Source organism: Bacteroides sp. ZJ-18, assembly GCF_011038705.2.
GTDB classification, from domain to species: domain Bacteria; phylum Bacteroidota; class Bacteroidia; order Bacteroidales; family Bacteroidaceae; genus Bacteroides; species Bacteroides hominis.
The window spans coordinates 4,139,500-4,152,959 of sequence record NZ_CP072198.1 but is presented as its reverse complement, the minus strand read 5'-3'; the positions used below and the strand labels follow the sequence as shown (position 1 = coordinate 4,152,959).

Below are 13,460 nucleotides of genomic sequence, written 5' to 3'. Positions count from 1 at the left end.
TCATAATTCAAATTTATTATGACTCTTTCCGAAGAAGTAGCTTCCCTTCAGCGTGCCGCGCACGACCTGATGTATTTGGGCATGGACGGGAGTCCCATTTACAGCGATGACTTGTCCCGCCGTAACAATGAAGTTTACCGCTTGACCACAACATTGTATAATTCCGGTATCAAAGGTTCTACGGTTGAAGAACAGGCCTCTGTCTGTCTCGCTCTCCTGATGGGTTACAACGCATCGTTCATCGACCACGGAGAAAAGCGCGAGCATATCCAGGAAATATTAGATCGTTGCTGGGGTATCCTCGATACTCTTCCCGCTTCGCTATTGAAGCTCCGCCTGCTTACCGCCTGCTATGGTGAGGTATTCGACGAGCCTTTGGCCGACGAAGCCCGTGCAATTATCGCTTCTTGGGATTCAGTGTCACTGACTACTGAACAGCAAGAGGCTATTGACGAGTTTCAGACTGTGGTGGATAATCCTTATCCGTGGGAGTATGTTGAAGAGTAAGTGATAAAGCGGTGGGGTGCTCCCCATATTGAATAGTATAGATTTCTATATGTGCATATGTATCTTGATGACAAGCCGATTGAGGTGAATCATTTATGCTGTTGGGCTAACAAATTAGTGAAAACAATTAAAAACTTACGATCCTGGACAAATGCCGAGTGCCAATAGACACTTGTATGAAAGACGTATACCATGTTTTGGACGTTTATTGTAATATTCATGATTAAAATAGCAATGATCATGGCTGTCGGTCTTGGTACCCGTTTCGGGCATTATACCGAGCTTGTGCCCAAAAGTTTTGTGGAAGTTGGTGGAAAACCTATGATTATCCGCTCTATCGAAACCCTTCTTTCTTGCGGTATCGAACGTATCATCCTCGGTACGGGTTATAAAAAAAGAGGCTTATGAAGCCCTTCAGGCGGATTTCCCCAGATAGAGACCTGTCTCAGTCCCCGTTATGCCGATACTAACAGTATGTACACTAACGAATACACGGCTTTGTGCGTTGGGAGAGAAAGACGCGGAGAATATTGGAAGATTCTTCGAGGTACTGAAAGAAACATGTATTCATTTGATTATTAAATAGAATAATATTTAAGTATGTTTAAAGATAAAGTTTTAATGATTACTGGAGGAACAGGTTCTTTCGGTAATGCGGTTTTACGCCATTTTGTTAATTCCGATTTGAAAGAGATTCGCATATTTAGCCGTGATGAAAAGAAACAAGAGGATATGCGCATTGAATATAAAAATGATAAATTAAATTTTATCATAGGTAATATTCGCGATTTTGATAGTATTAACAATGCAATGGCAGGTGTTGACTATGTATTTCATGCCGCTGCATTAAAACAAGTACCTTCTTGTGAATTTTATCCAATGCAGGCTATTCGTACTAACTTGTATGGTGCTGAGAATGTATTTGAAGCTGCTGCTCGTAATAATGTTAAAAAAGTTGTTGTTTTGAGTACAGATAAGGCTGCTTATCCTATAAATGCCATGGGAATGACAAAAGCCTTAATGGAGAAGTTGGCTATATCTAAAGCTCGGGATGCTCGTCTTCAAGCAAATGATGGGGTTATTTGTGCCACTCGTTATGGAAACGTAATGTGTTCTAGGGGATCCATAATTCCACTGTTTATTAAGCAGATTAAAGAAGGATTGCCATTGACAGTGACAGAACCTAATATGACTCGTTTTATGATGTCTTTGGATGAAGCTGTAGATCTAGTTTTATTTGCCTTTGAAAATGCTAATCCCGGTGATTTATTTGTTCAAAAGGCGCCGGCAGCTACAATACATGATTTAGCAATAGCTGTAAAAGAATTATTTAATGCAGATAATGAGATTAGAGTTATCGGTCCTCGTCACGGAGAGAAAATGTATGAAACATTGTGTACGAAGGAGGAAATGTCAAAAGCCACTGATATGGGAAATTTCTATCGTGTACCGGCGGATTTTCGTGATTTGAACTATACAAAATATATTGACCGTGACTATCCTCGCTTGATGTCAGAAGAATATAATTCTGAAAATACTCGTCGGTTGAATGCAAATGAGTTGAAAGAATTGCTTTTGACACTAGATTATGTACAACAGGAACTTAAAAATAGATAATCTATGATACCATTAGTAAAGCCATTTATTCCGGATCGGAATATATTGATGCCTGAATTAGAAAAAATCTTGTATAGTGGTTACATTGCCGAAGGGCAACCTGTGTATGATTTTGAGAATAAGTTTAGGAATTATATAGGAAATCCCTGTTGTTTGGCACTTCATTCTGGTACAGATGCTCTTCATTTATCTTTTATTTTGGCGGGTGTACAAAAAGGTGATGAAGTAATAAGTACTCCAATGACAGCTGAACCAACTAATACTTCTATAGCAATGGTAGGTGGTAAGGTTGTATGGGGTGATGTTAATCCTATTAATGGATTATTAGATCCGGATAGTGTAAAAAGTCTAATAACAGAAAAAACGAAAGCAATTGTATTAGTACATTACGCAGGAATGGTATGTGATATGGATGCTTTTAATATCATTTCTAAAGAATATAATATTCCTATTATAGAAGATGCTGCTCATGCATTAGGTAGTAAATATGCTGGTAGGATGGTCGGTTGTAATTCTCCATATACTATATTTTCTTTGCAAGCAATCAAACATATGACTACAGTCGATGGTGGTTTTTTATGTGTCAAAAATGAAGCGGAATTAGATCGAGCTAGAAGATTAAGATGGTTTGGGTTAGATAAAAAATGCACTCGTTTAGAGAATGATATAACAGAAGTTGGGTATAAATATAGTATGAACAATGTTAATGCTACTATCGGTAATATACAGATGAAATTTGTTGATAAAATAATTGATTCTTATATAGATAATGGCAAATATTATGATAAATCCTTAGCTTTTGTAGATGGAGTTCATTTAGTCGATTACTCTCCTAATACAGAATCTTCCTATTGGTTATATACTATGCGTGTTGAGGATAGAGACAATTTTATGAAAGCAATGGAAGCTGCTGGTATTATGGCCTCTCCATTACACCATCGTAGTGATACTCATAGTATTTTCAAGGAATCTAAAAGAGAATTACCTAATATGGATAAATGGTATAATGAATTTGTACATATTCCGTGTGGCTGGTGGGTTTCAAGTGAAACTCGTGAAATGATTGTTGAAACCATAAAAAAAGGCTGGTAGTAGATGTATTCAATGGAGTTTATTTATCATAAAGATATTTTATATTCAAAATTGCTGGATATTATTAAAATAAAATCATCAGCTTGGAATTATCCATTGGATAGACAATTGTCATGGATTAATCATCATATTTCTCCTTTTGATATACATTGTATCTTATTAAAAGATGGCACAAATGTCGCATATTTAAATTTAATCGATACTGAATTAAAAATTGAGGGTATAGTTAACAAAGCATATGGGGTTGGAAATGTTTGTTGTGTTGATAGAGGGAGAGGTGATGGAACTGCATTAATGCAAATGGTTAATCAGTTTATAAAAAAGCAGTCAAGAGTAGGTTTGTTATTTTGTAAATTTAAATTGGTAAACTTCTATTCTCGTTTTGATTGGATCGATATTCCACATGATAAAATCTTGGCATCTGTTGATCTTTCTAGCATTGAGGTTATGTTATATAACCACAAAAGGATATTTGAAAAATTAAGTTATGAGGGCAAACTTTTTTAATATTTATGATTCCATTATTTAAGCCATATGTACCTGAAACATTACCTGAATTAGATAATATTCTTCATTCTGGAGCTCTTTCTTATGGTAAATGGGGTAAAAAATTTGAATGTAGTTTATGTGAGTTTATAGGAAATGATTATTTACTAACGACAAATTCTTATGCTTCAGCCATTCAATTAGCTTTAACAGTTTTAGGACTTTCTTTTGGAGACGAAGTTATAACTTCTCCAATGAGTTGTTTGGCTTCCAATCAACCATTGTTGACATTTGGATTAAAAATTGTTTGGGCTGATATTGATCCGAAAACAGGGACTTTATGCCCAGATAGTGTTAAAGAAAAGATTACTTCTAAAACGAAACTAATATTTCACAATCATTTTTGTGGTTATGTAGGTTATGTTGATGAGATAAATTCAATAGGCAAGCAATTGGGTATTCCTGTTATAGATGACTGTGTAGAAGCTTTTGGAACAAAATATAAAGGAAAATATACGGGAAATTTAGGAACTGATATAAGTCTATTTTCATTTCAAACAGTCCGTTTACCGAATACTATTGAAGGAGGTGCTGTCATTTTTAATGATAGTAAATTGTATGAGCAGGCTCTTCTAATGAGAGATTATGGGATAGAAAGAGAAAGATTCAGGGATAAAAATGGAGAAATTTCTATTAATTGTGATATTAGGTTGCCTGGATTTGGAGCTATGATGAATGAAATTAATAGTTATATCGGTTACTCTCAAATTGACAAGATTGAGTCTTTACTGAAATACCAGAAAGAAAATGCCTTATCTTGGGAAACAGAATTAGGAAGTTCTTCATTATTAAGTCGAGATGAAATAGAACCAAATTATTGGGTTTTTGGTATATTGTCTGAACGAAAATCTATTGATTTGATAAACTTTAGATCTTTAGGATATTATTCTTCCGGTGTACATCTCCCTAATAATTATTATTCAGTGTTTGGTAAACGTATTATTCTACCTGGTGTAGAAAATTTTTATTCTAAATTCTTAGCTTTACCTTCAGGGTGGTGGTTTAAGAGATAATTTTTGTTAGAAATTAAACTGCATATGTATCTATTTAAATTGCCATTGCGAGTTTTTATGTTATTAGTCCATGTATAAAAATATAATAGCTAATATTTTGGGGAGATCATGGAGTGCTTTGTCTAATTTTCTTTTTGTACCTCTGTATATTAAGTTTTTGGGCATAGAAAACTATTCCATTATTAGTCTAACTTTAGTGATTGCAGGGCTGATGGTTGTTTTAGATGTCGGACTTACGGCTTCTCTGTCTCGTGAGTTTGCTTTATCTACAAACTCTGCTAAAAATAAATTAGATATATTCTCATCCTTAGAAACGTGTTATTTTATTATTGCTTTAATAATTATTGTAATAATTTTATTAACCTCCAATGCTTTTGCCAGCAAGTGGCTAAAACTTGATGGCTTAGATCCTTTAGAAGTTGCATCCTATATTCGTATAATGGGAATTGGTATTGCTTTTCAGTTTCTTAGTAAGTTTTATATGGGGGGATTATTAGGATTAGAAAAACAGGTAATTGCAAATATTTATCAGGTTTCTTGGAGTGTAGTTCGTAATGGTTTAATTATTATACCAATACTATTTATTCCTTCTTTGAAACTGTTTTTTATTTGGCAAGCCACTGTTACTTTTTTTTATGTTATACTTCTTAGGTATAAGGTTATTGGTGTTTTATCTTCAGAATATTCCTTTTTTCATAAACTTAGTATTGATTTAAAGGTGTTACGTAAAGTTGGCCGATTTGCATCAGGGATGTTATTAATATCATTAGTTGCGGGACTTAATTCTCAGATGGATAAGTTAACGATTAGTAAGATACTTCCAATTACAGTTCTTGGATTTTATACATTGGCAGTGTCATTAACTAGTAGTTTGAATATTCTGGTAAGTCCAATATCTGTTGCTTTTCTCCCACGACTAACAGCTTTATTTTCAGAACATAAAACAGAAGAGGCTTTTACTTTATATAAAAAGATTTTTTTATTAACATCTATTTTAGTGTTTTCCGTAGGGGTATGTTTAGTCTTTTATCGTGAAGAAGTTCTATTTGTATGGACTGGTAATTTAGAAATAGCTAAAGCGTCAAGTAAGTTTATCCCGTTTCTTATTGGTGGTGCCGTTTTTTTAGCTTTATCCATAATTCCATATAATTTAGCAATCGCTAATGGATACACCCGATTAAATAATATATTGGGTATTTTGAGCCTTACTGTCACCTTACCAGGCTATTGGATAATGACTAATATTTATGGAGCTATTGGTGCTGCTTTAGTGTGGGGAACTGTTCAATTCTTGATCTTTCCTATTTATTTAATCCAGATACATAAACGATATTTTTTCGATGTTAAAACTACTAATTTCGTCTGGCGAATGATTATAATACCCTTATTAATATCCTGTTTAACAACAGGATTTCTCTCACTGTTTTTATCAAACATATCTGGGAGATGGATGATATTGCTATGGATTTGCTTTACAGTATTATTTTCACTATCTGTTAATACTTTATTTTTGGTGAAGGAAAAAAGAAAAATGTTGCAGTTAATTTTTAAGAGAAATAGAATATAATGAAACCGATTTTAAGTTTAGTAGTACCTACAAAAAACCGTTATGCATATCTGACTGATTTAGTGAAGATGTTTGTTTCATTCCAATTGAAAAATACAGAATTGGTAATACAAGACAATTCAGATGATAATTCAGCATTTTTGAGTTTTATATCGCAATTTAAATTATATAAAAATATTAGATATTATTATAATAACACCCATTTATCTGTATGTGAAAATTGTGATAAAGCTATACAAAGTTCTTTGGGGGAATATGTGTGTATGATTGGTGATGATGATGGCTTTTTGCGAACAATTGAAAGTTATGTGGAGTATATGAAGAATAATGATATTGATTCCTTAATAGCTAATAAGCCTGCATATAAATGGCCCGAATTGCATGGACTGATTTTTGATTTTTCAGGAACTGTTAGAATTAAGAAATATAAAAAGTCAACTTCGTTAATTGATGTAAAAGATGAATTGAAAAAAGTCTTAAAGAATGGAGCTTCAACTTTAGGAAAATTGCCTTGCGTATATCATGGTATTGTTAAGAGGGAAATCCTTGATAAAATTTATGTTAGAACAGGCTCTTTTTTTCCTGGTCCAAGTCCTGATATGGCTAATGCAATTGCTTTGGGTATATGCTCTTCCAAGCATATTTATTATGATATTCCATTAGTTATTTCTGGGCATGGTTCAAAGAGTGCTGGTGGAATGGGAGCTAAACATCAACATAAGAATGAATTGAAAAATATGTCTTTTTTACCCAAAGATACAGATAAGTTGTGGGAAAGTAAAATTCCTAAATATTGGACAGGAGAGACTATTTATGCAGAATCAGCTGTGAAATCATTAAAACGGATGGGTGAACGAAAACTTCTTAATTACTTTAACTATCGATCTATGTATGGAAGATTTATTGTGTTTCATCTTCCGGAATATAAATTGGTACTTAAATTGATGAATATTGTTGATTATTTATTTTTACCTCATTATGTTTTTAAAGCTTTTATTTTACGTATGAATGCTTTTATTCGTAATTGTGTTTTGAAAATGGGACTGAGCCATAAAATGTATGTGATTGGTTCATTATCAAATATAATAGAATGCGAAGAACAGCTATATCAAAGTCTAAAATAAGTAAATGGAATCATTGTTTACTTTATTTTTGTTATCTGGAGTTTTTAAGGCATTTGCCTTACTTTTTGGAATCATATTTCCTATAGATTTAACTTTTCTTCTAGCTTTATTTACAGTAATCTCATTGTTGGTTAGAAATCTAAACTTTAGAACGCATTCTTTGTATTTACATGTTGGGAGAAAGAAGACTTCTTTATTTTTTTTGATGTTGTGGCTTTGGATGTTATGTACCTTGATGTATACTACATCTCCACAATATTCTTTTGAAAAAACATTTCTTTTTTTGACAAACTTTGTCCCGTTAATTGTAATATTTGTGAGTAGAGAATTTAATGTTCGATTATTTTTAAAAAGTTTCTCTATTGTTACATTGTTACTGACAATACTCTATTTACCTTTTCTTGATATGTATCTTGAATTTGGATCTAATGACGAAATTCATGAATCTGTGGGTGGATTATATTTAACTTTAGGTGGATATTTAGGAGCTATTGTTGTTACATTTTTAACAACTAAGAAGAATGTTTTTAATCCATATGTTGATAAAATACTCATTGCTATTAGTGCTTTTATTTTGTTAATAATCGGAGCTAGAGGACCACTTATCTTTACAGTTTTATGTGTTATCTTATATCTGATAAATAAAAGAAAGATTTCTTTTACTATTTCCTCAATTTGTAAATCTTTAATTGTTTTAGTGGGTCTAGTCCTTTTTATAATATTTCTGGCGAATTCAGAAGATAGGGGTATGTTTACAACACTTTATGAGCGTTCCATTGAGCGATTATCTCTTATAGTAGAAGGTATATTGGGAGATGGCGATATGGGAAAATCTGCCAATACTCGTGTTGAACATTTTGAGAATAGTTATAATTTAATTACTGAATCTATCGGGAACTTTATATTTGGTACTGGCATAGGAAGTTTTTCCATTGAAACTATGGGGATTGATGGCAGAGGATATCCGCATAACATAATATTAGAGGTTTGGACTGAATTGGGAATTATAGGGGTTATACTGTTAATTTGCTTTTTTGCTAGTCTGTTTTGGCGATTTTCTGTTGAGAGACTTTATATAAGTGGATATGTGGTTTTATACTTTTTATTAGGATATAGTAAATCTAGTAGTTTGGTGGATTTAAGAGTTGGAGTTACATTCTGTCTGTTATTTATCTGTTCAGTAAATATGGTATATAAAAAATATAGTTTTTAATGTATGATGTATTGTTATATGCGAAAATGTATGATATATAATGTTTATTTGATTGTGCTTTTGTCACTGTTTTCATGTGCATCAGAAATTGATAAGTCTGATTTTTCTGATAGAAAAATTGATGAAAAATATCGTTTTATATATGATGCTGTTAAAGAAGGGCCTGAATTTGAGTATTTTAAATATGAAGTGACAGACTGGAGATCAATTGTTAGCAAACATCCTTTTGATACACCTAAAATTCCTGCTCTGGGTTGGAAAGTTATGGGACCTTTTATTTCTTTATATCATGCATATAGGTTGACTAACGATTCTTATTTTTCTGATCTTTTGGGAGAAATGACGGAAGAACTTGTAAAGAGTAGGGATGATATTCGTAGTGTAGTTTCCTGGAATGGGAAGATATATCCTTTATGGGCGTCGGGACGTCGTTCGCATAATGCGTATTTTGAAATTAAAGATATATATGGAAAAGTATGTGCAATTGTTGATTTTCATGGAAGTGGCTTTGATGATACTTATGTTTCACTAAAACCTCATGGAGAGGAATTTGATTTTTTAATTGAAAATAACAATCAAAAATACGAACTACTGAATGTATCTTTAACTTCTTTTGAAAATGCTCTTAATGATATTGATTGGACGGTATATGTTTCTCCTCTTCCTGGAAATAAAGTTCTTTCAGTACGAATATTTGATGAAAATAACATCTATTTAAAAGATGAAAAGCATACTCCTTTATCTAGTTATTATGTTCCTCATCTTGCTAATAATGCAATAATAATTAATCTACTAATTAATTATTATAATATAAACCCTTCTGCTAACAAGAAATATGAAAAGATTATTACAGAATCGATTGACGAATTATTAACTTTGTTTTTATGTGATCTTTCGGATAATATGTGTTGCTTTAATTCTCCACTTAATAGTCCTTGTTTTTATGGTGGAGGAGCTGTTTTGCCATTTAATGAACAGTTTGTGTTCTGCGAAACTTTAGCTCGTTGGTATGCTGCTACTGGAAATAAAATGTATTTAGATATTTTGAAAAAGTGGAGAAATTATTTTATGTCTTGTCTTATTCCATTGAAAGATGGATATGTTTGGAAATATTGGGAAGATCCATCTGGTACAGTAAATTGGATGGAAACAGAAAATTATGGCGCTATTGATATTCCTGCATTGATGGTCATTAAATATAATACTAATATTTTTTCTAATGACGATATACGATTTATTATTTCTGCACTATCTAAGTATCTAGTTAAAATAGACTCTGAGAATGTTTTTACAGCTACAGGATTTAGCTTTGAGAGATATAGGAATGGTTTACCCAATATAGCTTATTTAACTTTAAAAGAGTTTTGGCCTGGGATTAAAGATGTTTTTGCTATGGAAGATATTTTAATATCTCATAATTGGATGGAATGTGTAGACTATATGTTTTTCTCTGAAAATAGTTTGGAGAAATACTAATAAAGAAATTTGATAACTATTTGTGTTTAGTATGATTTATTATCAGATTATTGTTTACTATTTTTCCCTATCGCATTGATGACTTTTTTATAGATGCAGCGCTGTCTGTTTTTTGGCATAGTTTATTCAAATAAATAATTTATAAATAAAAAGATATATTAGTATGAAAATTTATAAAGATATTGATTTATATAAATATAATACTATGCGATTACATTCAATAGCTAAAGTAATGTATATTCCAGAATCACTAGAAGAATTGATTATCATAATTAAAGAACTCAGGGATTTGAATATAGATTTTCATATTTTGGCGGCAGGAAGTAATATCATTTTTTCTGAAGAGGTAGTTACTCCGATAATTAATGTAATGTTTTTTGCTCGAGATGTAGAATATATGGGTAGTAATGAGATACAATGTGGAGCTTCTGTTAGAATACAATCTTTGATATCGAAATTGAAAACTTATTCATTAGGAGGAATTGAATATTTAGCTTCTGTTCCTTCAAGTGTGGGTGGAGCTGTATTTATGAATGCAGGTCGAGGACGGAAAATGAATCTATCTATTTCTGATTACATACATTCTGTTGATTATTTGGACCTATCTGATATGGAGATTAAAACATTATTAGGTAATGAGCAATTTTCTTATCGTGTTTCTCCATTTCAAAAGATGAATGTTGTAATTCTAAGAGTTAGATTTCGTTTTAAATCACAGAGTGCTATAGAAACATCAGCATTGGTTAAAGAAAGGTTATTGTACTCAAAAAAAGTTCTCTCTGCTGATAAACCTAGCTGTGGTTCTGTTTTTTGTCATGTTAATCCTTTTATTATAAGGATGTTTATGGGGGCAAAATGTGGAGGAGCAATCTTTTCTAAAAAAACACCTAATTGGATTTCAAATATCAATGGTGCAACTGCAAAAAATATAGAAACTTTAGTGAATCGAGTTATTAAGATTAGTAAATTATTTTTGTGTAAATATAGAGTAGAGATTCGTTTTATGAAATAATTATTTTATGCATATATTACATATTGTAGGATCATACGGAGGTACTGAGGTATATAAGAATTTATTTTCCTCTTTAGATCAATTGGGGATACAACAGACTGTTTTCGTTCCTCTTAATTCAAATAATCATGATAGAATAGGCAATCATAAAATTGATTTTGCTGTCTCTGGATCAAAAATTATTTATTCTATTGTGCTAAACTCTTATCATAGGTATCTTTATAGTGATAAAATTAGTGTAATAGTTCGTGAAATTGAAAAAAATATTGATTTAACTACTATATCAATAATACATTCTGCAACTTTATGCGTAGATGGTGCTGTTGCATATGAATTAAAGAAAAAATATAATATACCATATATTACTGCTATAAGAAATACTGATATATCAACTTATTACAAGTATTTTAAATGGAAACACCATTATTTTTCAGAAATATTCGACAATGCGTCTAATATTATTTTTATATGTCCACAGTATCGAAAATCATATTTAGCTTCCTACATCAGCAAAAATAAAGTTCAGAGTGCATCACAGAAATCATTGATAATACCTAATGGAATTGATCTTTTATTTTTAAATGCAAAGCGTCATAAAGAAAGAAAAATTTCGGACCCTATAAAAATTGTTTTTGCTTCTGCTTTTGTTAGGAGCAAAGGACTAAGAGAGATTGTGGAAGCAATAGCTCTTTTAAGAATAAAGGGATATAAAATAACGTTTGAGGCTATAGGAAAAGGTCTTCCATTTAGAAAGGAAAATAGTAAATATATTGACGAAATAAACAAATTGTCACAAAAATATGATTGGGTTGTTCTGCGCCGATTTATGGAAAAAAAACAGTTAAGAGAAGCTTTTTCTATAAGCGATATTTTCGTGATGCCTTCTAAGCCAGAAACTTTCGGTTTGGTTTACGTTGAGGCATTATCTCAAGGATTGCCAATTTTGTATGCAAAGGGTGAGGGCTTTGATGGCTATTTTGATGAGGGAGTAGTTGGTTATTCTGCAAATGCCTTTAATGTTGATGACATAGCACTGAAAATAGAGAAAATTATTCAAAATTATGAATTAATATCTTCTAATATAATAGAGCTTGATTTATTAAAAATGTTTAGCTGGAAAGCTATATCTACACAATATTATGAAATATATAAAAAGGTGATTGAAAATGAAAAAAATAGCTCTTCTGTCATTTCATAATGCAGCTAATTATGGAGCAGCATTGCAGGCATATGCTTTACAAGAAGCTTTAAATCAATTAGGATATAGCTGTGAATATATTAATTATCAAAATGCTCATAGACGTCATGCCTATAGTATGACTTATCATATTACCGAGAGCATTAAAAAAGGTGATTTTAGATCTGCATTATTGTATTTTCTGGGATTACCATTTATGTCTTTAAGGAAATTCAGGTTTAGAAAGTTCTATGGTAACTTTTTAAAATGTACAAAGAAAATATATACATCTTCTGAAGCTGCTTTAGAAATGAATGGTAAATATCATAAATTTATTGTAGGAAGTGATCAAGTCTGGAATTATGAAAATAATGGAATGGATTTTGCCTATTTATTAGATTTTGTTTCTGCTCCTCAAGATAAAATTTCTTATTCTTCAAGTTTTGGTTTATGTTCAATACCTGATGAATTAATCAATAAATATAAAAAATATTTGAACGATATAAAATTTATATCAGTTCGTGAAAGTTATGGTGTGAAAATCGTTGAGGATTTAATAAATAAAAAGGCAAAACTGGTACTTGATCCTGTATTTTTGTTAAGAAAGAGTGATTGGAATCTGTTGTCACATACTATAAATGAAAAGTATGTATTTTCATATACAAATCGGAGTCAACAATTTTCGGATTTTTTATTTCAAACAAATTTTGAAATAGGTAAATATAAGCATTATAAATTAGCGAGAGCTACTTCTATATCTGATTTTATATCAAAGGATATTAGGGTAAAATATACAATGTCTCCTTTGGAGTTTATTAGTGTTATAAATAATGCAGAGCTAATAGTATCGGCCTCTTTTCACTGTGTCTCTCTATCTATTATTTTGAATAAACCATTTGTCGCTATATTATCTGGGAATAAAGGTAAAGATGAAAGACTACTTAGTATATTACATCTTTTGGGCTTGGAAGATAGGATCTTGTCTGATTCTATGAGTTTACATAAAGTATATGAACCTATTGATTATAAAGCTGTGAATAGTAAGATTGATTTATTGCGTGAGGATTCCTTAAACTTTTTGATTAATAGTATTAATTGCGATATAAATATTTAAGC

13 protein-coding genes are annotated in these 13,460 nt (G+C 31.4%); all 13 read left to right on the top strand.

Going from position 1 to position 13,460, the window contains the following annotated elements; all coding sequences use genetic code 11:
• Nucleotides 1-18: 18 nt before the first annotated feature.
• The 13 genes from G7Y45_RS16895 to G7Y45_RS16835 all read left to right on the top strand — a co-directional run bounded on the left by G7Y45_RS16895 (nucleotide 19) and on the right by G7Y45_RS16835 (nucleotide 13,458).
• A complete protein-coding gene (locus G7Y45_RS16895; protein ID WP_165167618.1) occupies nucleotides 19-507 on the top strand; it encodes a UpxZ family transcription anti-terminator antagonist in 489 nt (162 codons plus the stop codon).
• A gap of 219 nt (nucleotides 508-726) precedes the next feature.
• Entirely contained in the window at nucleotides 727-915 is a 189-nt protein-coding gene (locus G7Y45_RS16890; RefSeq protein WP_241158983.1) for an NTP transferase domain-containing protein, read from the top strand.
• A gap of 192 nt (nucleotides 916-1,107) precedes the next feature.
• Complete coding sequence (locus G7Y45_RS16885) at nucleotides 1,108-2,124, top strand: polysaccharide biosynthesis protein (RefSeq protein WP_165015723.1); 1,017 nt, start codon at nucleotides 1,108-1,110, stop codon at nucleotides 2,122-2,124.
• Between the two features lie 3 nt (nucleotides 2,125-2,127).
• Nucleotides 2,128-3,216, top strand: coding sequence for a DegT/DnrJ/EryC1/StrS aminotransferase family protein (locus G7Y45_RS16880; RefSeq protein ID WP_122200512.1), 1,089 nt, complete (start codon nucleotides 2,128-2,130; stop codon nucleotides 3,214-3,216).
• A gap of 12 nt (nucleotides 3,217-3,228) precedes the next feature.
• Nucleotides 3,229-3,723: a hypothetical protein gene (locus tag G7Y45_RS16875; protein ID WP_122200513.1), complete on the top strand. Its 495-nt coding sequence runs from the start codon at nucleotides 3,229-3,231 to the stop codon at nucleotides 3,721-3,723.
• Nucleotides 3,724-3,728: 5 nt separating this feature from the next.
• Nucleotides 3,729-4,775 carry a DegT/DnrJ/EryC1/StrS aminotransferase family protein gene (locus G7Y45_RS16870; RefSeq protein ID WP_122200514.1) on the top strand — a complete coding sequence of 349 codons (1,047 nt, stop codon included), beginning with the start codon at nucleotides 3,729-3,731 and terminating at the stop codon, nucleotides 4,773-4,775.
• 70 nt (nucleotides 4,776-4,845) lie between these two features.
• Nucleotides 4,846-6,342 (top strand): oligosaccharide flippase family protein, encoded by a 1,497-nt coding sequence (locus G7Y45_RS16865; RefSeq protein WP_122200515.1) that lies wholly within the window; start codon nucleotides 4,846-4,848, stop codon nucleotides 6,340-6,342.
• Nucleotides 6,342-7,466 carry a glycosyltransferase gene (locus G7Y45_RS16860; protein ID WP_122200516.1) on the top strand — a complete coding sequence of 375 codons (1,125 nt, stop codon included), beginning with the start codon at nucleotides 6,342-6,344 and terminating at the stop codon, nucleotides 7,464-7,466. Before G7Y45_RS16865 ends, G7Y45_RS16860 begins: the two co-directional genes overlap by 1 nt.
• 4 nt (nucleotides 7,467-7,470) lie before the next feature.
• Nucleotides 7,471-8,679: an O-antigen ligase gene (locus tag G7Y45_RS16855; RefSeq protein ID WP_165015726.1), complete on the top strand. Its 1,209-nt coding sequence runs from the start codon at nucleotides 7,471-7,473 to the stop codon at nucleotides 8,677-8,679.
• 30 nt (nucleotides 8,680-8,709) lie between these two features.
• Nucleotides 8,710-10,155, top strand: coding sequence for a hypothetical protein (locus G7Y45_RS16850; RefSeq protein ID WP_147336349.1), 1,446 nt, complete (start codon nucleotides 8,710-8,712; stop codon nucleotides 10,153-10,155).
• 163 nt (nucleotides 10,156-10,318) lie between these two features.
• Nucleotides 10,319-11,167, top strand: a complete 849-nt coding sequence (locus G7Y45_RS16845; RefSeq protein WP_122200519.1) for an FAD-binding protein — start codon at nucleotides 10,319-10,321, stop codon at nucleotides 11,165-11,167.
• A gap of 7 nt (nucleotides 11,168-11,174) precedes the next feature.
• Nucleotides 11,175-12,365, top strand: a complete 1,191-nt coding sequence (locus G7Y45_RS16840) for a glycosyltransferase family 4 protein (protein WP_165015729.1) — start codon at nucleotides 11,175-11,177, stop codon at nucleotides 12,363-12,365.
• The gene (locus tag G7Y45_RS16835; protein WP_165015731.1) at nucleotides 12,334-13,458 is read left to right on the top strand and encodes a polysaccharide pyruvyl transferase family protein; all 1,125 of its coding nucleotides are present in this window, start codon (nucleotides 12,334-12,336) and stop codon (nucleotides 13,456-13,458) included. The genes G7Y45_RS16840 and G7Y45_RS16835 overlap by 32 nt, the downstream gene beginning before the upstream one ends.
• Nucleotides 13,459-13,460: the final 2 nt, after the last annotated feature.